Source organism: Vibrio sp. 99-70-13A1 (genome assembly GCF_013114625.1).
Taxonomy (GTDB): domain Bacteria; phylum Pseudomonadota; class Gammaproteobacteria; order Enterobacterales; family Vibrionaceae; genus Vibrio.
Genome location: NZ_VTXD01000037.1, coordinates 26,447 through 50,240 on the forward strand (window position 1 = coordinate 26,447; position 23,794 = coordinate 50,240).

The window sequence follows — 23,794 nt, forward strand, 5'->3', positions numbered from 1 at the left end:
ATGTCTGAAAATAATCAACTTCCAAAAGTTCAACCAGCGCCTGAACATCGGGAAAAGCACACAGGACCAATAGCTTGGTTTGCTAATAACTCAGTGGCTTCTAACTTATTGTTAATTAGCGTTATTTTGATTGGTTTATTCTCCGTTAACTCTTTACGTAAAGAAGCGTTTCCAAGTTTAGAACCTGATGTTGTGACGGTTTCTGTCACCTATGACAGTGGCGATCCAGTCCAAGCAGAAGAAGGGCTGGCGATTAAAATTGAAGATGCATTGGAAACAGTGCCGGGTATTAAGCGTATTACCTCGACTTCAGATGCAAATGGCAGTCATGTTTCTATCGAAAAAGAAAGTACCTATGACCTAGATACTTTATTGAGCGATGTGAAAACCAAGGTAGATGCCATTAATAATCTGCCATCAGGGGCGGATAACCCAGTCATTGATAAAGCTCGAATGCAAGATCATGCGCTTTGGGTGCAGCTATACGGAGAAGCCGATAGAGCGACATTACAGGATTTAGCCGAGCAACTTAAAGCGGATTTACTGAACCAGTCTGCGATTCGCGATCTCGAAATTAAAGCCAAAGTCGATCCAATGATTTCGGTTGAGGTGGATGAAAGTAAGCTTCAAGCTTATGGCCTGACGTTAACAGATGTATCCGAAGCGATTAATGCTGAATCATCCACAGCGCTATCAACCAGTTTACGTAACGGAGATAAAACCGTTCGCTTAAAGGTGTCTGAGCAAGCTTATGAACTGCAAGATTTCAATGCGATTCCGGTAGTGACTAATAGTGATGGTACTCAAATTACATTAGGAGATATCGCGACAGTTAAAGACATGTTTGAAGACGATACCTTCGTACTGTCTCGCTATAACCAACAAAATGCGATTGCGATTCAAATCGTGATGGATGAGTATGGTGACGTCGTTAGTATCGTGGAACAAGCTCAGCAAGTAGTCGATCGCTGGGAAGCAAGCAATGCATTACCCGATGGTTTAGAAATTGAAACGTGGTATGACAAAAGTACCATGATCAAAGATCGTTTATCGTTACTTCTTAAGAATGCACTAACGGGTATCGGGCTTGTGTTCATCGTACTCGCATTGTTTCTAAATGTTCGAGTGGCGTTTTGGGTGGCGGCTGGCTTGCCATTTGTATTTTGTGGCACCTTATTCTTCATGACTGACAGCTTTATGGGGCTGACCATCAATGAGATGACGACATTTGGTTTCATCATGGCACTCGGAATAGTGGTCGACGATGCCGTGGTCGTGGGGGAAAGTATTTACTCAACCCGCAAAGAAGAAGGTGACTCAATCAACAGTACGATTCGCGGGACCATGAAAGTGGCATCACCGACGATATTCGGGGTGTTAACGACAGTAGTAGCCTTCTTAGCGCTAGCGAATGTTGATGGCAAAATGGGGCAAATCTACGCTCAGTTTGGCACGGTTGTTACCATTTGTTTGTTGCTGTCATTGGTTGAGTCTAAGTTTATTTTACCTTCTCACTTAGCGCACATTAATACGCAAAGAGGCGAGAAAAAAGGCGTTTGGGCGCGTATTCAACATGGTGCGGATAGTGCGCTGCAATGGTTTAATGTTCGTATCTATAGCCGAGTGATTGATTGGGCTTTGAAGCTGCGTTACGCGGTGATTATGGTGTTCATTTCACTATTCATTTTGGTGGTAGGTTTACCTATGACAGGTAACGTGAGAGTGGCTTTTTTCCCTGATATGCCAGGTGATACTGTCACGGCTGATATGTCGATGCAAAATGACGCAAGCTTTGGGCAAACGCAAACAAACCTATTAGTGCTAGAGGCGGCCGCCGTTCTGATTGATGAAGAATTAAGAACTCAGTACAGCGCAGCAGACGAAGAAAGTGAATTGCTAAGCTTACAAGTCATTGCGGACAGTGACGATTCAGGTCAGGTTAGAATCGAATTAGATAGCGACAGTGTGTATTCGTCGAATGAATTTGCACAGCTTTGGCAAGAATCCGTCGGGCAGATGGAAGGCGTGAAGAAGCTTAAAATCCTGTCTAAAATGGAAATGGTTGATAACTTTAAAGTAGAGCTGAAAGCGTGGAATGATGAATCAGTGAGCGCGGCGGGTAATCAATTAGTGGAAACACTTGAAGGTATTGCTGGAGTAAGCGGTATCGACCATAACTTAGATTTAGGTGAATCTCAGTACCGTTTTGAAATTACTCAGCAAGGTCGCGCTTTAGGGTTTGATACCGCAAGTTTAGCGAAGCAAGTTTTACAATCTTTTGGTGGTGACATTGTTCAGCAATTTCAGCGCGGTAAAGACGAAGTAAAAGTTCGAGTTCGTTACCCAGAAGATGCTCGTCAAACCATGGCTGATGTCAACCAAGCGAATGTGAGAACCAGCGATGGTACGGTTGTGCCATTAACCACCGTTGCAAACATTTACTCAGATTACCAAGCATCAGAAATCACGCGAATTGATAGCCAACGAGCGGTGTATATTACTGCGGTATTAGATAAAGATATCGTTGCACCTGGTGAGTTAGTTAACCAACTTCAACAGAATTTAGTGCCTGAACTGCTTGCACAATACCAAGGGTTGACTGTCGATTTTGCTGGTGAAACGGAAGAACAAGAAGAAACCGCAAGTTCAATGACCAGCATGTTCTTACTGGCGATGATCGCTATTTATACGTTACTTGCGATTCCGCTTAAGTCGTATGTTCAGCCATTGATTATCATGACAGCGATTCCATTCGGTATTGTAGGTGCTATTCTTGGTCACTGGTGGAATGACTTAACAATCAGTATCTTATCGTTAAATGGTATCTTGGCATTGAGTGGCGTAGTTGTGAATGACAGCTTATTACTTGTTTCTCGTTTTAATGAACTGATTAAAGAAAAGGGCATGTCTGCACGAAATGCGATTGTTCAAGCGTGTACTGGTCGTTTACGAGCTGTTCTACTTACCTCGGTCACTACCTTTGCAGGCTTAACACCGTTATTAAGTGAAACATCGTTACAGGCTCAATTCTTAATTCCAGCAGCAGCAGCTCTAGGGTATGGTATTTTGTTTGCTACATTCATTACCTTAATCTTAACGCCGTCATTACTGATGATTCAGTGCGAAATTAAAGAGTTTATTGCAACCTTGAAAACTCGATTTAGTGCAGGCGAAAACACTCAATTACAGACTGAGTTGAAAGTGTCTGAGTAACCTCTGTTTTGATAGTATCTAGACAGAATTGAATGAGTTAACAGAAGAATTACCACTGTCTGGCAAGATGTTCAGGCGGTGGTAAGCTGTTTCAGTATCACTTCTCAATCTTCAACCTTATTTAAGCCATAGAGGTAAATATGATCACCGATAAACTTCAATTACTGCTGGTGGAAGACGACTTGGATTTAGCCACTGCAGTGATCGATTATCTCGATTTAGAAGATATTCAATGTGATCATGCGGCTAATGGTGTGGCGGGGCTTCATTTAATTGAGAACCAGAAGAAGAACGGCAATCAAAGTTATGATGCGATCATTTTAGACCTTAACCTGCCCAAAATGAGCGGGCTACAGGTGTGTGAAAAACTTCGTGCACAAGGTATTGATACGCCAATACTGATGTTGACGGCAAGAGATACGTTGGACGATAAATTAGCCGGCTTTTCTATGGGCGCGGATGATTATCTTGTGAAGCCTTTTGCGATGGAAGAGCTGATTGTGCGAGCCCAAGTTTTGGCGAAACGCAGAAGTGGGCAGGTTAGCCGTTTATCTGTGTTGGAGTTAGAAATTGATTTACAACAGCAGCAAGCTTACCGAGCTGGGAAGCTTCTGAAACTTTCCCCAACGGTATTCAAAATATTAGAGATATTGATGCGTGAAAGCCCTAAAACCGTTTCTCGTGAAAAAGTTATGCAATGGGTATGGGGCGAAGAACAACCAGATAGCAATAGCTTGAAAGTGCATATCTTCAACCTGCGTAAACAAGTGGATGGTGAGTATGGCAATAAGCTAGTGCATACCGTGACAGGCAAGGGATTTGCGATAAAGGAACCGTCTGAATAATGAAGATAAGACCGAGTTTAAGGCTGTATGTATTACTGGCAATGCTTCTTACTGGGGTTACCACGATTGTTATTATGTCGGCATTGAGTTTGAATTATTTCATTTCAGGCATGGACGTTGCCATGCGTGGCTCAATGAATGCTCAAGCACAACAAGCATCGGTTTCGGCTGGACACCCTTTAGTATTTCAAGAATTTACCGTGGCTACCCAATGGAGTGACTTACCTAAAGGTATTCAAAATAACTTAAACGAGCCTGACGTGGGCTTTGATGAAATCACCAAGAAAATTATCGGTAAATCACTATTCGCACCGCCCAAGGCGGGTTATTTTGCAATGCGAGTCATGAAAGAAGATGAAGTGCGTTATGTATCAGCCATCTTTAAGCAAGAAATGGATAATTCCTTTAAAAATAAAGCGTTGCCACATTTCATAACGATATTAATCACGGCGCTTGCCGCAATCGTACTCTTTTTTATTATTTTGATTTTGATACTTCGTAAAGTCGCGACGCCAGTTGAAGAGTTAAAAAATTGGGCAAAAGCACTAGATAAAGACAACATGGAACAAAACATTCCGGAGTTTCATTACAGTGAACTGAATACTTTAGCGGGTATTATTAAAAACAGCGTAAGCTCAATGCAAGCAGGGTTAGAGAGAGAACAAAAGTTTTTAGGCTATGCGAGCCATGAATTACGAACTCCCATTGCCGTCACTCGAACAAACAGCGAGTTGCTTGAAAAACTGATTCAAAAAGGCAAAAGCCCAGAGAAACAGTTAGAAGTGGTCGATCGCATCAAACGTGCGGGGTTCACTATGACAGATCTCACGGAAACCTTGCTGTGGTTGACTCGCCAAGAAGATAAAGAATTGCCTATTCATTCTATCCAGTTGGGTAAGCTCATAGAGCAATTAACGCATGATCTTGAGTATCTTATAAATGGTAAATCAGTAGATATTCATTTAGAAACCGACTTATCCGCTAACCTTTTGCCTGAAGGATTGTGTCGCATTGTATTGACCAACCTTGTGCGTAATGCGTTTCAGCACACTGAAAACGGGCATGTTTCGATTATTCAAAATGGTTTGACGGTTCAAGTGATTAACCAAAATATTGATGGAACAAAAGAAGATCATAATTTAGGTTTTGGGCTTGGTTTAGAATTAACGGAAAGACTATTGAACCAGTACAACTGGCAGTATCAAAATACCGAACTAGAGACTGGTCGTGAAGTTCAGGTGGATTTTTCTTAATGGATTGGCGTGATCGACTAAAAGTTTATTTCTATCATCGAAAACGAGTTAAAACTTGGAAAGATAAAACCCAAGAAAGTCATGCACGTTCATTAGGTTGGTCAAGCCATTATGCGCAAGTTGCTCGGTTTTCTGCGATTGCGTATGCGACGGATTTTGAAAACCGTTGCGTGGTCGATTTAGGTTGTGGTTATGGCCAATTATTTGATTACCTCTCAAATCTCTATTCTTTACAGCGTTACATTGGCGTTGATCAACAAGCGCATTTTTTAAAGCAAGCGAAAGCCCTACATCCTGATCCCCGTTGTGAATTTATCGCTGGAGACTTAAGCACAGTCAGTGTAAATGTTTGCGATGTTGTGATTGCCAGTGGGTCACTGAATTACAAATCTCGAGACGACAATTACTTAACCAATGTGATTACGCATATGTATGAAATGGCGGGTGAATGCGTCATTTTTAATCTATTGGACTCAAGCTCTTACCCTGAACAGCCATTACTCACAGGCTACAACAAACAAGGTGTGTATCGCTTTTGCCTAACGTTGTGTGATGACGTTGTGATTATTGATGGTTATTCACAAGATGACTTTACCGTGGTAATGAAAAAGCATTAGGTATTAGTGAGTTACAATTACCACTTTAGGCTCAATATTATTGGAGGTTAGTGTGATCCCATTGAATGAGAGAATTAATCGAAAGGGTGAAATTTCTAGTCTAGACTAATGATAGGTGCAATCTATAGCACTGCTATTCATTAGTATTGGTAAAGTAGTATTTCTATAAAGTTAAGTTGGCATTTTCATATGGCTTAAAAATTACTCCGTAAGTGTTACGAGGATTTAGTATGAAAATTGCAACCAAAATAATCGTCGCTTGTACGTTTCTGTGCGCGGTTGGTGTTGTCGTAAGTGGTGGTTTTGTTGGTTGGAAAGCATCAGGGCTGTCTAAAAGTGCACTCTATGAACGAGCATCAAGCCAGTTACTGTCTGTGCGCGAAATTAAGAAAAATGAAATTGAACGCTATTTTAACCAAATAAAATTGCAAGTAGAAACGCTGGCTGATGACCATTCAACTGAACAAGCGTTGGTAGCATTTACTAAGGCTTTCAATGAATACCCTGTAGACAAAGTAACAGAAGATAACCTCAATCAGTTAAAGCGTTATTATTCCAGTCAGTTTGGGATGACTTACCGTTCTCGAAATGCTCAAACGCCAGCCAATGAACTCAGTAAATTAAGTCAAGTTTCCGAAACGGGTAAAGCCCTACAGGCTCGTTATATAAGTGCGAATAATAATGCATTAGGAGAGAAGCACTTACTTGATTACGACAGCCTAAACACCGCTTATGACATTGCTCATAAAGAGTACCATTTCCCTATCCGTCACTATCTAGAAGCTTTTGGCTTTTATGATATTTTCCTTATCGACCTCAACGGTAATGTGGTGTATTCCGTTTTTAAAGAATTGGATTTCGCCACAAATTTAGAAACGGGTCCATACCGTTCAAGTGGCTTAGGGAAAACGTATCGTCAGAGTAAGAGTCTTTCAAAAAATAGTTATTTTTTAGAAGACTTTTATCCTTATTATCCTTCGTATGAAGCTGCCGCGTCGTTTATTGCCAGTCCTGTATTCGACCATGGAAAAAGAATTGGTGTCGTAGTATTCCAAATGCCTGTTGATGCGATTAATGAAATTATGACGTTCTCTGAAGAGTGGAATCAGGCAGGGCTAGGCAACAGTGGTGAAAGTTACTTGATAGGCCCGGATTTGTTATTGCGTAGCCAATCTCGGTTTTTAATTGAGAACAAAGGGGAGTACTTAGCTGCACTAACCAAATCTGGTGTGTCTTCTGACGTGATCGCTAATATTGACGGAAAAGGCTCATCCATTGGCTTTCAACCAGTAAAATCTGTTACCGCGACTCAAGCTTTGTCTGGTGGAGATGGTGTTGAAACGGTGAATGATTATCGAGGTGTCGCAGTACTTTCTGCTTATGCCCCTATTGATGCGGCTGGTTTAAAGTGGGGGATCCTAACTGAGATTGATGAAGCAGAGGCTCTTGCCGATGTAGCCGTACTCAATTCAGCTGTTCTAAATACGGTAGTGGTCAGTATTGCGGTCATTATTGCGGTGTCAGTCGGTATCTCTTACCTGGTGGGTAACAATATCTCAAGACCAATCAGAAATGCCTCTCTTAAAGTGCAAGCAATAAGTCAAAGCAACGATTTGACTGCTCGACTAGATGTTCAAGGTAAAGATGAAATGACAGATTTGTCAGTGTCTTTAAACGCTTTATTTGAGCAGTTACAAGGGATGATTAAAGAGTTTGCTGTTGCCACTGAAACACTCAACCATAATACCTTATCTATGTCGGAAAATATGAACAGCACTCGCGGTGCGGTATCTGAACAAAGCCAACGTACAGATAGCGTAGCAACCGCAGTCAACGAAATGAGTGCTTCTATTGCCGAGGTAGCGCAGTTCGCCAATCGAGTTGCCGATTACGTGAAAACAGCCAATGAAACGGGCACTAAGAGTAAAGATGTCGGGCAATCGCTGGGCGATGAGATGTCTCAAATTAATGCGCAAATGCAAATCGCTGTTGATGCCATTACTCGCCTGCATAATGAAAGTAACTCGATAGCGGAAGTATTGGATGTTATTCAAGGCATTGCTGAGCAAACCAACTTACTGGCTTTAAATGCCGCTATCGAAGCTGCTAGGGCTGGTGAGCAGGGGCGAGGTTTCGCAGTTGTGGCAGACGAAGTCCGTTCTCTAGCCAGCCGAACTCAAGACTCGACAGAAGAGATTCGCTCTAAAATTGAATCTTTACAAAAAGAAACGGGAAGCGTTTCCAAAGGCATAGAAAATGCCAATGCATCGGTAATTAAAGGGGTAGGCACCTGCGAAGAAAACACCCAAATGCTCGATCAAATAGTTTCAATGCTGACTGAATTGAATGATATGAACGTTCAAATCGCGGCTGCAACAGAAGAACAGAAAGCCGTGACGGATGAGATCAGTTCAAGTATTACCTCTATTGCTGATGCTTCGACTGAAGTGTCGGAGCAAGTGAACCATGTGGATGAAGTGTTAGGCGGTTTATCTCAGCAAGCAGACAACCTGAATACGGAAATGGATAAATTTAAATACTAGAACGAATAGTACAATTAAGAAGTGACCGTTAGAACGATAAACATTGTCGGCTAGCGGTCATTATATTATTAGGAACCTTATTGAGTGCGTATTGAAGTTTTCGACAAACAGAAGTTTTGTAATAAATGCCTTACAAACTATTACAGACAGGGACATATGGAATCACTATGATTTCAGCCAATAAATCCACTTTTGTAAAATCGATAATGAAGGTAAATGTTCAGTGAAGACTAAATTATTAATGATGTTATTAGTGACTTCATTTATTACTGGCTGTGTTGTCTACCCTACCCAAAGAACTTATTTTAAACCTGTAAAATCTCAGCAATTTGAGCTGACCAAGTCTCAAAGCTGCGGATATCACAAAGTACAATACGACGGCTTAAAAAAAGGAGAAATCAGAGTTTTTCCTGATGATAAAGAACAAGCGCCACTAAGAGTGTTAGTCGTGACTGATGGGTATGAAGTGGAAAAAGCAAATGTCGCCCTTATTCTGGATGGAAAGCCTGTAACCCCTGATTCATTTGGGCAGCTTTATCACCATTCACATATTCGAGGATTTGAGCTTACGGTTGACGAAAAACCGAGAAGCATCGAAAACTTAAAGATAATTGTTGATGGTGACCAATATGAATTCAATCAGGAAACAGAGTCTGATATTTATTACGCTTCTATTAATTGCTGATATAAATTAAGTCATTAATAAAAATCGGACTGGATAATATCGACAATGCTAAATGTTATTAAGGTGACATTTAGCTGTCGATATTATTGCGCTTCGATATTATTGAAAAGTAGAGTGTAATATTTTAAGTGTTATGTCTTCAGCAGTAGTATTTTATGGCTTATGGCTTATGGCTTATGGCTTATGGCTTATGGCTTATGGCTTATGGCTTATGGCTTATGGCTTATGGCTCCTTCGAGATAAGCCCATAAGGTAGATTTGAGAAGACTTCAGGTTGACCCATGTAAGTAGGCGCTTCATTCACTTTTTGCCAATCGAGTAGCATTATCGCAAGTACATTTCTATGCTCACCGTACTGGAGATCAAAATCTCCAGTCACGGATGGAATCATGCCTTTCTCTTTGTCGATAGAAGCCAGAATCGCTTGGCGGGTTTTCTCAACTACTGGGTCATCTTCTAAACCCGCGAGTAAAAATGTGAGACCGACTTCAGCAATAACGTCTTCTTTTGCGCGCAATAGAATTGTGTCGATATTGTCTCTGAAATAATCGTAAATCCATTGATGTTCTTTTTCACTTATTTGATGTTGATAGTATTCCGAATCACCAAAGATAATATGAGTCATGCCATACAGTTTATTTCCATATTGCTGTTGGGTTAATTTCTTATCGGTTTCATCCGGATAGGCAGATTTGAATGTCTTAACGAACTCATCGACAACGTCTTGCTCACCTAATTGTCTTAGCCAATACACTTGGTTAGCCAATTGGGCTGCCCATGCTTTTACCATGTCTTGGTTAGATACATAGTGAGTGAAATCGTAGCGTCTGATTATCTCTCGTAGTTTGTCATCATTTTTATGTTCAAGCCCATACTCATTGGCTCTTGCCATTGAGCCGAGTAGATCGACACCTAGATACAGGTATTCCGGCATGTGCTTGGTAATGTTGTATCGTCGAACACTACGTTCATCGGTTTCATCAGTATAAGACGTGACTCGTTTTTCAGAATAAAGGACAATTTGCTCAAGAGTGTGGACTTCATTTGAAAGGCGATTCAGCTTATTCGCAACACGAGCCATATCACTCCACACTGCAGCCGTGTACTTGTCATCAAGAGTTTGGCGATACATACGAAGCCCATAATGACCTTCTTTGAATGCTGGCAAGGTGTAAAGTTGGCTTTCATACGTATTTCTAATCAAATTCGCCGCTTCTTTGTAATCACTACTTAATGCCGACTTTTTTGATAGCGAATGAGTTACTAGCCCACTTTTTGATTGCACGTTGTTTAATAGTTTATTACTTGTTGAAGATGAGGTGGATTCTGCAGCTATAAGTGATTCGCTAGCGTACGCGCCAAAAGTTAAAGAGGCAGCTAAAGCAATGCTGATTGAAAGGGTCGTTAGCTTCATAGCAGTCGTTCCAAATGATGAGCAAGATTCAAATAAACTATCAGTTGGAGAAGATGGCTATGTGAGTATTCGGTCAAAGATAAGTTAGATTTATTGGTTAATTACCGCTAATTTCGTTTTTCTATAATATATTTATATGAATCCCAGCCTAATTCTTTAAACTTAAGTTGAATGGATGCTTTATCGTTTGAAGTGAAGTACAGGATTTATATGAACTTTTAATGATGGTTGTCTTATTGTTTTACTTCAAAGTCAGACCACTCAAATATGCACTTCATTCACATTTAGTTTATCCTTAATAATAGTTATATAAATAAAACCGACCTTAATGAACGGTGAAATTAAGGGGAACAGTGGAGCATGAATGCTAAATTGGTTAAGTAAACAGTGGTCGGTGAGAGTACTTGCTTTTACATTTATTGTGTTAGCAGTAGGAGCAATAGAGTCTTTTCACCGAAACCAGGTTACATTTTTAAAAAATGAATCTGCAGCGGAGGCTAAAAAGCATTTGTCTGTTATTCGTTCTCGCCTAGAAGCTGCCATTGTTTCTGATATTTATGTTCTTAATAGCCTTTCTACACTGATCACAGTAAACCCAGATGCGGGTCCTAAAGAGTGGGAAAAAATCGCTGCGAATATCATCCAAGAAGGCTCTCACGTTAAGAGCATCGGGTTAGCAAAAGATGATGTCATTAATTTCGTTTACCCATTTAGAGGCAATGAAAAGGCTATTGGTGTCGATTATCGGGATGTTCCTGAGCAATGGGAGTCGGTAAAAATTGCTTATGAAATTGAACAAATCTTTATCTCTGGACCTGTTGATCTTGTGCAAGGTGGAAAAGGTCTTATTGCAAGAAATCCTATCTTTACTGATCCTCCATTTAATAAAGACTATTGGGGGGTCTGCAGTGCCATTATTGATTTTCAGTCACTTTTTAAAGAAGTGGGAGTCGAAAACTTCGAGTTAAAATATCGACTTGGTATCCGAGGGCTAAATAGTACAGGCATAGATGGGGCTATTTTTTATGGTAACGCTTCGATCTTTGAGGATGCATTTGCCACTGAACAAGTAAATTTCCCTTATGGAAGTTGGTATATAGCGGCTTCGCTTGATGGTGATTCTCTTGCAGATTTACCTTGGTATCGAGTGTACTTTGTCCGTTTAGTCGGTTATGTGCTCTTGCTTATACTCTCTTTGACGTTTATGACCATTTATCAATTGTATTCCATGGCTCATAGTCGTTCTCTTCATGATGAACTTACCAAGTTACCTAATCGACGTTATTTCATCTATAGCTTAAACCAGCAGTTCGATAGTGCCCGTAAACATGGAACAGAAACATTTGCAGTGATGAATCTGGATTTAGATAAATTTAAAGCCATTAATGATACTTACGGGCATGCTGCTGGGGATAAAGTACTCGTGGCCTGTGCTGAGCGTTTAAAAAGCGTGCTTCGCAGCTCGGACATTGTGGCTAGGATTGGCGGTGATGAGTTTTTAATTCTACTGCCCCGCGTGAAAGGCAATGTTGATGCGTTAGCTATAAGCCAAAAACTACAAAGTGCGATCTGTAGAACGCCTGTGATTTATGAGCAAGACTTGATATACCTAAAGGTCAGTATTGGCTGGGCGACCTACGAGCCGTGTTATGAAGATGTAGACGCTTTACTAAGAGCGGCTGACGAGCGAATGTATGAAGTAAAGCGTAATGCACTTCAGTCTGCCAATTTTGTGAAATAAGTAGAATTTTCTATTCGAAAGTTTTGGTTGCTGAAAGTAGGGAAAAGCCTCAGAATATCGCGCTTCACTCGATATTGAGTAAAAGTATGAAGCCGCACAGTCATTTTGATGATTCCGGCTTTATCTTCATGTTATTAAACAGAGAAAATAATCTATGAGTTTTACCTCTTTGGGCCTTTCTGCTCCAATCCTTAAAGCAATTGAAGAGCAAGGTTACGACAAGCCATCGCCAATTCAAGAAAAAGCTGTTCCGGCTGTTCTAAAAGGCAACGATGTTATGGCTGCGGCCCAAACGGGTACAGGTAAGACGGCAGGTTTCACGCTTCCTATCCTGGAGATTTTATCAAAAGGACCTCGTGTTAAACCTAACCAAGCTCGCGCTTTGGTTCTAACACCGACGCGTGAACTGGCTGCACAAGTTAATGGCAGCGTAGTGAAGTACTCTAAGCACTTGGATCTTACTTCGAGTGTTGTATTTGGTGGTGTGAAGATCAACCCTCAAATGCAGAAACTGCGTAAAGGCAGTGACGTACTTGTGGCAACACCTGGTCGTCTTTTAGATTTATACAACCAAAATGCGATTCGATTCGATCAATTAGAAATTTTGGTTTTGGATGAAGCTGACCGTATGCTTGATATGGGTTTCATTCGTGACATTCGTAAAATCTTAGCTTTCCTTCCTAAGAAGCGTCAAAACTTGCTATTTTCAGCAACGTTCTCTGATGACATTCGTCGTTTAGCAAAAGGTTTGGTTAATAACCCGGTAGAGATTTCCGTAAACCCTGCTAACTCAACGGCAAAAACAGTAGAGCAAAGCATTTTCCCTGCTGATCAAAAGAAAAAAGCACCGATGCTAGCGAAGCTAATCAAAGATAATGATTGGCACCAAGTATTGGTATTTAGCCGCACCAAGCATGGTGCAAATAAGCTTTCTCGCTTCTTAGATGAGCAAGGAATCACTTCAGCTCCAATTCACGGTAATAAAAGCCAAGGGGCTCGTACAAAAGCTCTTGAGAACTTCAAAACGGGTAAAGTTCGCGTGCTAGTGGCAACGGACATTGCTGCTCGTGGTATTGATATCCCTCAGCTGCCACAAGTTGTGAACTTTGATTTACCTAATGTATCTGAAGATTATGTACACCGTATTGGTCGTACAGGTCGCGCAGGTGAAGCTGGTAAAGCGATTTCATTGGTTTCTGCAGATGAAGCCGCTGATTTATTCGGTATTGAACGCTTGATTCAACAAGTACTGCCTCGCCATGAGCTTGAAGGTTTTGCGCCGGTAAACAAACTGCCTGAATCACGTTTAGATAGTCGCCCTATCAAACCAAAGAAACCTAAAAAACCAAAAACTGATCATAATGATGGTCAACGTTCTGGTGAAAATTCTCGTGGGCATAAGCCTGCAGGAAAAAACAAACGTCACGTAGCGGGTAATGGTTCTGCACCAAAACGTAAACCAAATACGGCGAAAAATTCTGCTAATAAATCAGGTGATGGTGCTCAATCAACTGCTGGTGATAATTCTGTTAAGAATAATGGAAATAACTTTAAACGCGGTAATGGTGGCAATAAACCAGCTGAGAATCGTTCAAATGGTGATAACAAACCTTCAGAATACGGTTCAAGAAAGCCTGCTGGTAACCGTTCGAAGAAGCCATTTTCTCGCAACTCATCAAAGCCAGCATCTGCGCCAAAAACTAACCACGGTTAGTTCTGAAATTTTATTCGGTATATGAAAAAAGCGCAAAGCTCACATTGAGTCTTTGCGCTTTTTTGTATGAGCGATAAGCTCGATTAAGTTTAGTGCTGTCCGCTCACCTTCGTTATAGGCTGAGTTTAAATTCACTTAATTTGTGTTGTACGCCAGCCACTTCCACTTTGTAATCGTCAACAATAGTATTCAGATCATTTGCTAGTGCCCCAGTGTTTTGCGCAATTTCACTTAGCGTGTCGATATCTTTATCTACTTCTTCACTGGCTTTTGATTGTTCAATCGTTGAATTAGCGATGCTTGTAATGTGTTCACTGAGTTGCCCAATGACAACGCCTAACTGCTGGACACTTGCATTCACTACATGAACGGATTGATGAGTCCCATCACTAGCTTCGCGGCTCTTATCCATGTTGTTTACTGAGCGTCGAGTATTTTCAGTGATTTTCTCAAGTAATTGACTGATGTTTTGTGTGGCATCCTTACTGCGTTGTGCCAAATCACGTACTTCCGAAGACACAACAGCAAAACCTCGACCATGTTCGCCAGCTCTTGCCGCTTCAATGGCAGCATTAAGTGCGAGCAAGTTCGTTTGTTCTGAAATCCCCTGAATTGATGCAACAATCTGCCCGATACTATGGGTATCTTTTTCCAGTTCGGTCATACAGCTTTGTGTTTCTGTTATTTGAGCTAGTAGCCCTTCAACCGAAGCAAATGAAGCTTCACTTTGATTTAGGCAATCCGTCACTTGCCCCTGCATGTCTGATGTTTCCGACAGGGCTCGTTCAGCAGATGCTGCTATTTCTAAACTTGATTGTGATAACTCAGTCATAGCGGTAGCGATATTTGCACATTTGGCCGTTGTAGCTTGGCTACTGCTATCTAGGTTATGGGAGTTATTTACAATAGTATCGAGGCGAATGGTGCTGTGCTCATTCGTTTTTGTTACATCGGATAGTAGAACTTTGATATTTTTAGTAAGGGCATCAATGCTAGAAGATATTTGTGAAATTTCATCTTTTCCTTCCATATTAAGCTGGACAGTCAGATCTCTTTGCTTAGACATTTGATCTAAGTTCGAGGTTAAAAACTCCACTCGTTTTTTAAGGTTTTGTACGCACAAGACAATAGAAAGCAGAAGTAGTGATCCAACAGTTAAAATTAATACAACCAATAGCTGGCTTAAAAAGTTAGCTTGCTTAGCACTGTTGTTAGATGTGCTGATCATATTTTCTTGTAAACCACTTCGTAAGCCATTCAATAGCTTAATTCTGTCTGTTGCTAATGAAAACCATGCACTTGCTTCCGGACCTTTTATTGCTTCCAGGTTATTTGATTGTGATAAAAAGCTATTTTGAATATTTTCAACTTTCTTCCAACTGTCCTGCTGAGTGAGACCATTTAGTTGAGTCGCGTACTTCGGTGGCATTTCAATTATTGCACTGCGCATAGCATAACCACCTTGCGCAATGTAGCCTTGGATATTGGCAAATAAAGCGGGAGTTGCGTTACCTCTTGCAAACACTCCATTCAATGCCCCACGTACTTGCCCTGCTTTTTCTTTCATTGTAACAATCGAAATTAACGAAGCGCCTAATGTAGTGATTTCAGAATTTGAAATGTTTGCTAAGAGCATTGCTGAATTATCAATAGCCAGTTGGTTAATATCAGAATAGTAGGCAAAAGGAGAGGACTTCGGCTTTAAACTATCTACTTGCGAACGAAGATCTGAAATCGAGCGTAAACGTTGTTGAATATCTTTGCCTAGTTTTTGAGTCAACTCTTGAGATAAATATTCAGGCGTGAATTGGAGTAGGGCATTGATATGTTTGTCTGCAATTTTGCGTTGCTTATTCAGGTTAGAGACTTGGGTAGGGTTACCTTTACTACCAAGCACTCCGGCTGAAAGACCGCGTTCAACTGCAATGTTATGAGCAAGGTTGTCGTAAAGTGCGACTAACTGTACGGCTTCTTGATCTTGATTCGAGGTATAAGCTTGTTCTCGGTAGTCAATAACTGACAGAGAGGCGAGGATGAGTGATATAAGCAGTGGTACACCTGCAATAAAAGTGACCACTAAGTACAGAGGGAACCGACGTAATATAAGTTTCAAAACATTCTCCTGAAAAGAATTGTTCAATAGGTATTATCGTGTGTGGATTATAGTTTCTAAGAAGTTGAATTTCTGAGGTAACTCCCGATGCAAATCACACTTTTATATTTGATTTTATTGTCAATAATACTATCGAGTAGTTTGCTTTATAAAAATTTATAGGGTGTAGGGTGTGTGCCTATTATCAATAAAATATAGCTCTGTTTATGGTGAAGACTGATTGCTCGACTCAATTTATATCCCTCATTTATAACGGTAATTAAAGTGTAGTAGATAAAAGTTGCTGATAATGGTCTCACTAGCAAATATATTAAAAATTGCGTTTTGCAATTGCAATGTGCAAAATGAAAGTGAAATTTGGGTCAATAAGTGTCTGAATGCCTAATAAATGGTGAATTAAAGGTTGGCACGCATACTGCATTATTATTAGTGACCCTTCTTAAGCCGAGGGTCACCTAGCCAACTGACGTTGTTAGTGAACCTAATATTGTTCACAAAAATATATAGCCAATCACTGATTTGTGGTTGGTTTTTTTTTGCCAAAAATCAGCTATCACTAACTCCATCCTCACTCGGTTATGTGATATTCCACCTGTTTTTATAGCCGTCTTACTCAGTTATTCACCACATTTTGAATAACAACTAGGTTGACGAGGGCACTCTGCGCCACGTGAACAAATCAGTCGAGCTTCTGTTTCAATTCCTCTCTCAATCCAATTGATATTAAGAATTTTTGCGATAGTGGTGAGATCTTTCTTAATGCTATTGGGAATGATCACTGAACCGCCATTGCTTACGCAAGATGCCTTGAGTTCTTCCGCTATGGATCTTGAATCGCCACCTTGAGCGTCGATTGCAGGGTTAAGGTCAATGCCTGCGCACAGAACGCGGTTGTTCCCTGCTGGGTCTGTCATGTTGACGGACTCACAGCAATAAATGCGCGGCTCATCGCCAACGTTTAGGATTGATATTTGTGCTGAGCTTCCGGCTCTTGGCTCGGTTAATCTGCGGAAAACTGCCCAATGCTGGCAAGGATCAGCAACGGTTCTCATATTGCCCCATGGAAGCGGGATACCATTACCTCTGTAAACGGCTTTAAGCTTGCCCGGCCCATAAGCATCGAAATAGTGCCAATGTGGGTAAGGGGACACGACTGTCATTCTTCTCATCGCGACCGATGGAGAAACGCCAGCGCGCTTATGAACATCGATTTCATATCCCGTTCGGTCAAGCAATTGTCTGAAAGGAACTTTAGGACAAAGTAATGCACCAGCAAAAAAGCTGGATTCAAAATCACGCCAAGCTTGCAGAATATCTTGAGAGTTCAGTTGCGAGGATGATGCTGATTGAGAGTCGTCCCAAGTATTGTTGTTACCAACAGAGAGAACACTCTTAAGCCCTTCTTTACTGTGCAAGATACAATGACCAATGTAGACAGATAAATCGTATTTCAAGCGCGTTGGGTACTCTTTGAGTATTTCGTTTAGGTAGATAGTTCCTGGAGGCTCAAAAAAAGAAGTGACAAGTTGTTTGGCATTGATACCAAGCTCATCAACCACATCTTTCGGAGTACGAGTGACCCAGCGGATTTGAATTCCCAAGCCTCGTGCGATATCAATTAAGTCTTCAACCCCCAAATTAAGTCGCTTGAGTCCTACCTCTTCAGCCGCACGCTCAAGATCAGGAAAATGGTTTTGATTGCTTTCTTGATGCGCTCGAATCAATAGGTGAGCAAACTGTTTACCTGAGATCCCCGTCTGTGACAGCATTTCAGGAATGGCAATTTGCAGAATGTCATTTGAGAATAAAAAACTAGGCTCAAGAGCCATCCCTCTAATTCCACCTCTGTTTCCTTTGTCTGGAGTAATAGCCTGTTGCTCAGGTTCATCATCTAAAAACCAAGCCGGGTCTTTTTGAAAGACCTGAGCAACCACTTCTAGCATATCAATGCTTGGTACTCGCTTTCCTCGTTCAATCATAGAAAGGTATGAGACAGAAGGGGCGTATTCAGGGTTGATGCGAATACAGCGCGCAGAGAGATCTTCCATCGTGAGATGGTTCCTTTTTCTTAGGTTCCTAATTTTGGTTCCAAGAAAATGCGACTGACGAACTAAACTTTTTGACAAGGCCATATTTGTAAAATTCACACTGTAAAATTTTTGTTGTGAAATTGTAAGTAAAAAAGCGTTAGTCTACAAACTAAGCAATTCACAAAATGACAAAGTATTTAAACGTTAGTTTGGAATTATTGCTCTAGAACACATTATTACTGAATGAGCTTGTAAATTTTCATAATAAATATCGGGTTGAAATTGGATTTTCCTAACTTCAATCAACAAATGAAAACTTACTTGTAAAGAGAAACAGTGAATGGTCACTGAATTAGTCAAGAGGGAAAGACTATGAATATGCTTACTTTCGATAAAACAGAAATCCAAAAACAAACAAAACCATTTATCGCTGAAGCTGTCTTTGCCGTAGAGACAATCAGTTCAAACCGACAAAGCGAAAAGCAGATCAAAGCTAAACAGCTGCTTGATAGACTTTTCCCACTAGAAAATGGCTCACATCAAGACGTGACGAGCTATGTTATCGATTACCGACATGTATTGGCGTATTTCAAAAATGGCCAGCACAGTGGCTTACAGCATCCTAAACAATTTGTTGCTTACATGGGAGAGAAGTGCGATCCCGACTCAATCCTGTTAAGAGATGGCAGTGGTAGCCACTTAGAAGTGATGTTTGGCAGCCATAAAGGGACAGGTTGTGTTGAACTGGTTGATATCGATGATATTCAGTTAGAAACCTGCACAACCTTTAGTCAAGCGCCTAAAGATATGATGTCGGATAGAAATACGATGGATGAGTCTACAGCCGCAATGCGACATTGGATAAGTCTAGTGAAAGGTGATGAGAAAGGTAAGCCTAAAGCTTGTAGTGAAGACAAAGAGTTTAAAGCGAAGAGTGGCGAAGATTACAGACTTGATTACTGTTATCACCTGTAAGGTACCTGTTTATACGCCTCTATTATCTCCAATGAATACTGGGAAGGTAAATGTTGAGATAGTAGAGGCGCATTAAGCTGAATTCATTGTGTTTCTATCACTTTAAATAAGCCAGTTTGAATAAACCTTGTCGCTTAAAACGACCAAAGCCTCGAAGATTCGAGGCTTTGTTGTGTTTGGTAAGGTCATTATAAAAGAATGAATACCTATAAAGGCATTACTCGATTTCGACCAAGGGATTTTGCTTCATAGAGTAGTTTGTCCGCTCTATCGATCAAAGATTCTGGTGTTTCACCTTTTTTAAATTCAACGACACCATATGACGCCGTGATATTACCAACTTGCTGACCACTTCGGCGATCTTTAATGGATAATTTTTCAAGGACACGGCGGTTAGTATCTGCAAACTGACGTGCAATACGCAACGATTTATTTGGGACGATCAAAGCGAATTCTTCGCCACCAAATCGATAAGCGCTGATACCATCTCTACTGCTTAATTGAAGCTTACGGGAAATACTTTTTATCACGGTGTCACCGAATAAATGCCCATAGGTGTCATTGAAAGATTTGAAATGATCGATATCAAGAAGTATCAAGCACATAGCTTGATTAGTTTCGCAGAGAGTTTTCAGATCTTTGTCGAAAGAACGGCGGTTATAAAGGCTAGATAAGCTATCAAACAGCGCATCTTTTTGAACTTCTACAAGTTGGTTCTTTAAACGACTGATTTCATTTGAAGCATTGTTTAACTGAGAGTTAAGGAATTGAGTTGAATGCCTAATGTCTCTTGATTCAGAAACAAGTTGGCGAACAAGCCCCATGACTTCATCTATCGACATTCCTTCATTTTCAACCCTAGATAGATCCCCAAGGCTTTTATCGATCATTTCTGAAAATGCAGAAGTGTCAGCTAAAGTGTCATTCATTGAATGTGCAACCTCTGTCACCAATACTTCGATGCTAGCGCGAAGTTCATTCATATTGGTTTCAGACTTGCTGGCTACATAGTTGGTGTAAAGAGTGTCACCAACCGTTGGGGGACAAATACCATATTGCTCTAAGACGCTGTCCATTTCTTTCGTTAGCTGAGGAATTGCATTATCAACATAGGTATACCACAACGCATAATTTGCAGGTGTAGTAGACACTCTGTTTTTCATCATGAGTGGAACAGCTTTTTTTAAGTTAGCGGTCGATTTTTGAAATTCGTCTTTTTTCATTATTCTTACTGCAACTAGGAATATTAACGGGAGTGACTTTAAGATAAGACTAGCGGATTTTTACGTAATTTGCTTTAAAAATTATATGATTAATGGAGTCTGGTTATATTAAATCGAAACAACTTACAGTGTTTATATGAATTTAATGGTATGAAGTTTCGCAGAATAAAAAGTTAGGCGAGGAAAATAATGCAACAGAAACAAAAAAGCGCCGATAAAATCAGCGCTTTAAAATTCTTAAGCTAAATGCTTATTATTGAGCAACAACGTTAGCTGCTTGTAGGCCTTTTTGACCGTTCTCAACTTCGAAAGAAACCTTTTGGCCTTCTTTAAGAGTTTTGAAACCTTCAGATGCGATAGCACGGAAGTGTACGAATACGTCAGCGCCGCCGTTGTCTTGAGAAATGAAACCGAAACCTTTCTCTTCGTTAAACCATTTTACAGTGCCAGTATTTGTGTTAGACATAATTTGTCCCTTATTCATAAATTTTAGTTGTTTATTGCAGTCTTCTGCAATGCGCTGATAATTGAATTATTTAATATTGCTAAGAAATAAGGAAAAACTACTTACAAAAACGGGTAACGATTTTACATGTCAATTTTACTTTTCTAACTTAAATAACTCTGGCTAACAGAGCGAGAGCATGGTAACACATTCTTAGAGGCTGTACACACTTTGATTGAGTTTTTACGAAAAAATTTTGCTGGGTATTTTAGAGGAAAAGGGAGCGTGGGCTCCCTTGTTTATTGACTTTATTGAAGATTAGCGTTTGAAGTTTACATCTTCAGTTTGATCAAGGTTGATCTTTGTTTTTGCTAACTGTGTTTCTGCAATCACTTTACCATGACGAACTGAGTATTGAACGGGCACTTGGCGACGAACAGCGTCAAAACCATTCTCTGCTGGAAGTATAAGTAGGCTGCCTGGTTTGCCTTCTTCGATACCGTAGTTGTCTTGAATATTTAGGGTGCGTGCAGAGTTTTTGCTGATCAAGTCCAGTGATTGGTTAATTTGGTCATAGCCCATTACTTGAGTGACATGTAACCCCATATGTAACACTTGCAACATATTTGCTGTGCCCAGTGGGTACCATGGATCAAATACATCATCATGACCAAAACAGACATTGATATCTGCTGCTAGCATTTCCTTTACTCTGGTAACACCACGGCGTTTCGGGTAATCATCAAAACGACCTTGCAAGTGAATGTTGACTAGTGGGTTTGCAACAAAGTTAATACCAGACATTTTAAGCAAACGGAATAAGCGAGAAGCGTAAGCTCCGTTGTAAGACCCCATTGCGGTTGTATGGCTCGCAGTTACCTTATTCCCCATTTCAAATTTATGCGCTAGAGCGGCAAGGGTTTCAACAAAGCGTGATTGCTCATCGTCAATTTCGTCACAGTGAACATCGATCAAGCAATCGTATTTTTGCGCCAATTCAAATACGTAATGAAGAGATTCTATGCCATATTCGCGAGTAAACTCGAAATGTGGAATTGCGCCAATTACATCGGCACCAAGTTTTACGGCTTTTTCTAATAACTCTTTGCCATTTGGATAAGAAAGAATACCTTCTTGTGGGAAAGCGACAATTTGAATGTCTACCCATTCTTTCATTTCTTCACGCACTTCTACCATTGCTTTTAGCGCAATCAATGTTGGATCAGAAACGTCGATGTGCGTTCGAACGTGCTGAACGCCGTTAGCTATTTGCCATTTAAGAGTTTGCTTCGCTCGGGATTTTACATCTTCGATCGAAAGCAGCTCTTTACGCTCAGACCAACGCTCGATGCCTTCAAATAAAGTACCTGAAATATTCCAATTAGGTTCACCAGCTGTTTGAGTGGTATCTAAGTGAATATGGGGCTCACAAAATGGAGGAACCGCCAGCCCGCCTTGCGCATCAAGCGTGTCACCTTGGTGATCGATTGGCTCATCAGTGTTGAGAATACGCTTGAATTGACCGTCTTCAATCAGAATCTGTTTCAAGCCTTCTTGGTCTTGAATTTTGGCATTCTTGATAAGTAGGGTTGTCATAATGAGTCCTTAAGCCGTCTGAGATGTCAGTGCTTTTTTATTGATAATAGGGTTAAGTATTAGGTAGCTGATCGCCCCGCCTAAAACGGCATTCAAAGGCACCACCCCTGGTAAGAAATGCCCAGCTGCGACACCTGTTGCGACCGCGATAATGCCAGCCCAGTTAACGGTTTGGAACTCTGCCTTTGCAAAATCTTTGTAACGTTTACGATTCGAGAAAAAATCTGCGATGATCACGCCGCCAATTGGTGGGATGGCAAGTGAAAGAAAGGTCAGCCAACCGACAAAGTTGTTGTATAACCAAAGTGCGAAAATAGTACCAATGATGCCGTTGATTATAGACATAGATGTACTAGAACGACCGGTAATATTAGAGATTCCTAAGCCTGAAGCATAAAGAGCATTTTCGTTGGTGGTCCAAATATTCAAACCTAATACGATAATCGCCGGCAGCAGCAAGCCTTGTGCAATCATGACATCTGAAATGTCAGAGTGACCTGTCGCTGCAGCACCTGCCGCCCCGAAGATAAACATCAAAGAGTTACCAATGAAGAAAGCTACCATGGTCACTAGGACAGCACTTGCTGGCTTTTTACCAAAACGGACGAAGTCAGCGGTTAGTGTGCCGGCACTCACAAAAGATCCCACTACCATTGCAAGCGCAACCGAAAAGTCCATTGGTGTTTCTGGCTCAATGAGCTGAAGTTGTTCTAACCCTCCAACACTGTCTACTGCGGTTAAGACTGAATACCCGCCTAAAATGGCAATAGAAGGTACTGCAATTGCAGACAAAATCATGAGTGCTTTGATTCCGAAGTAGACGGTAGCCGTCATCAGTAAGCCTGAAACAATAATCAAAGTATTAGTATCAACTCCGGTTGCTTTCTGTACCGGAATGGCAAACATAGCAACTCCCACACCAAACCAACCGACTTGAGTTCCACCAAGTAAAGCGGAAGGAAGCCATGAACCTTTAGTTCCGAAAGAAAAACGAGCGAGGAGGTGGGTTGAAAGACCCGTTGAAGATCCAATGTAGCCAAGAAATGAAGTGTAGATACCAAGAATTAAGTTACCGATGAGTACGGCGAGGAAGAAGTCATCAAAAGAAAGCCCAGTACCCAGTGAACCACCAGTCCACATACTTGCAGAGAAGAAAGTGAGCCCAAGCATTACCATGGTCAGTGAAGCGACTCCTTTCCTAGCCGATGTTGGTACCGGCCCGAGACTGTAGTTATTATCAGCCATTTTACACCTCCGCAATTAAATTTAATTCAAATAAAAGTGACCATATTTCAGGTAAACGTGCGCATTATGGTGATGTGGTTAGATTAGTCAATAGTGATATTTAAACAAAGCTGCACTAAATTTAAGTTTTAGTAAACTATTT

16 protein-coding genes are annotated in these 23,794 nt (G+C 40.9%); 9 read left to right on the forward strand and 7 right to left on the reverse strand.

The annotated features are described in order from the left end of the window. The 6 genes from F0226_RS18850 (at window position 1) to F0226_RS18875 (ending at window position 9,156) form a co-directional block, all read left to right on the forward strand. Window positions 1-3,213 (forward strand): efflux RND transporter permease subunit, encoded by a 3,213-nt coding sequence (locus tag F0226_RS18850; protein ID WP_171737081.1) that lies wholly within the window; start codon window positions 1-3, stop codon window positions 3,211-3,213. Between the two features lie 140 nt (window positions 3,214-3,353). After that, window positions 3,354-4,058, forward strand: a complete 705-nt coding sequence (locus tag F0226_RS18855) for a response regulator transcription factor (RefSeq protein ID WP_171737082.1) — start codon at window positions 3,354-3,356, stop codon at window positions 4,056-4,058. Continuing rightward, window positions 4,058-5,311 (forward strand): HAMP domain-containing sensor histidine kinase, encoded by a 1,254-nt coding sequence (locus F0226_RS18860; RefSeq protein WP_171737083.1) that lies wholly within the window; start codon window positions 4,058-4,060, stop codon window positions 5,309-5,311. The genes F0226_RS18855 and F0226_RS18860 overlap by 1 nt, the downstream gene beginning before the upstream one ends. Continuing rightward, window positions 5,311-5,928 (forward strand): class I SAM-dependent methyltransferase, encoded by a 618-nt coding sequence (locus F0226_RS18865; protein ID WP_171737084.1) that lies wholly within the window; start codon window positions 5,311-5,313, stop codon window positions 5,926-5,928. Before F0226_RS18860 ends, F0226_RS18865 begins: the two co-directional genes overlap by 1 nt. A gap of 230 nt (window positions 5,929-6,158) precedes the next feature. Continuing rightward, window positions 6,159-8,471: a methyl-accepting chemotaxis protein gene (locus F0226_RS18870; RefSeq protein ID WP_171737085.1), complete on the forward strand. Its 2,313-nt coding sequence runs from the start codon at window positions 6,159-6,161 to the stop codon at window positions 8,469-8,471. 223 nt (window positions 8,472-8,694) lie between these two features. After that, window positions 8,695-9,156 carry a hypothetical protein gene (locus F0226_RS18875; RefSeq protein ID WP_171737086.1) on the forward strand — a complete coding sequence of 154 codons (462 nt, stop codon included), beginning with the start codon at window positions 8,695-8,697 and terminating at the stop codon, window positions 9,154-9,156. A gap of 223 nt (window positions 9,157-9,379) precedes the next feature. Here the strand turns inward: F0226_RS18875 and F0226_RS18880 are convergent, their stop codons facing one another. Further along, window positions 9,380-10,570, reverse strand: coding sequence for a DUF3541 domain-containing protein (locus tag F0226_RS18880; protein WP_171737087.1), 1,191 nt, complete (start codon window positions 10,568-10,570; stop codon window positions 9,380-9,382). A gap of 364 nt (window positions 10,571-10,934) precedes the next feature. Between F0226_RS18880 and F0226_RS18885 the strand changes: the two genes are divergently transcribed. Next, complete coding sequence (locus tag F0226_RS18885; RefSeq protein WP_171737088.1) at window positions 10,935-12,311, forward strand: diguanylate cyclase; 1,377 nt, start codon at window positions 10,935-10,937, stop codon at window positions 12,309-12,311. Window positions 12,312-12,465: 154 nt separating this feature from the next. Beyond that, entirely contained in the window at window positions 12,466-14,025 is a 1,560-nt protein-coding gene (locus F0226_RS18890; RefSeq protein WP_171737089.1) for a DEAD/DEAH box helicase, read from the forward strand. A 112-nt stretch (window positions 14,026-14,137) separates the two neighbouring features. Here F0226_RS18890 and F0226_RS18895 read toward each other — a convergent pair whose 3' ends face one another. After that, window positions 14,138-16,138, reverse strand: a complete 2,001-nt coding sequence (locus F0226_RS18895; protein ID WP_171737090.1) for a methyl-accepting chemotaxis protein — start codon at window positions 16,136-16,138, stop codon at window positions 14,138-14,140. Window positions 16,139-16,755: 617 nt separating this feature from the next. Further along, entirely contained in the window at window positions 16,756-18,270 is a 1,515-nt protein-coding gene (locus F0226_RS18900) for a DUF3612 domain-containing protein (protein ID WP_171737091.1), read from the reverse strand. Window positions 18,271-18,540: 270 nt separating this feature from the next. Between F0226_RS18900 and F0226_RS18905 the strand changes: the two genes are divergently transcribed. After that, on the forward strand, window positions 18,541-19,143 hold the full coding sequence (locus tag F0226_RS18905; protein WP_171737092.1) for a hypothetical protein: 603 nt from the start codon (window positions 18,541-18,543) through the stop codon (window positions 19,141-19,143). A 206-nt stretch (window positions 19,144-19,349) separates the two neighbouring features. On the opposite strand, the gene F0226_RS18910 is transcribed toward F0226_RS18905, so the two are convergent. The 4 genes from F0226_RS18910 to codB all read right to left on the reverse strand — a co-directional run bounded on the left by F0226_RS18910 (window position 19,350) and on the right by codB (window position 23,652). Further along, the gene (locus F0226_RS18910) at window positions 19,350-20,366 is read right to left on the reverse strand and encodes a GGDEF domain-containing protein (protein ID WP_171737093.1); all 1,017 of its coding nucleotides are present in this window, start codon (window positions 20,364-20,366) and stop codon (window positions 19,350-19,352) included. A 253-nt stretch (window positions 20,367-20,619) separates the two neighbouring features. Further along, window positions 20,620-20,832 (reverse strand): cold-shock protein, encoded by a 213-nt coding sequence (locus F0226_RS18915; RefSeq protein ID WP_004730009.1) that lies wholly within the window; start codon window positions 20,830-20,832, stop codon window positions 20,620-20,622. A 297-nt stretch (window positions 20,833-21,129) separates the two neighbouring features. Continuing rightward, a complete protein-coding gene (locus F0226_RS18920; protein WP_171737094.1) occupies window positions 21,130-22,407 on the reverse strand; it encodes a cytosine deaminase in 1,278 nt (425 codons plus the stop codon). Window positions 22,408-22,416: 9 nt separating this feature from the next. Beyond that, window positions 22,417-23,652 carry a cytosine permease gene (gene codB / locus F0226_RS18925; protein WP_171737095.1) on the reverse strand — a complete coding sequence of 412 codons (1,236 nt, stop codon included), beginning with the start codon at window positions 23,650-23,652 and terminating at the stop codon, window positions 22,417-22,419. Window positions 23,653-23,794: the final 142 nt, after the last annotated feature.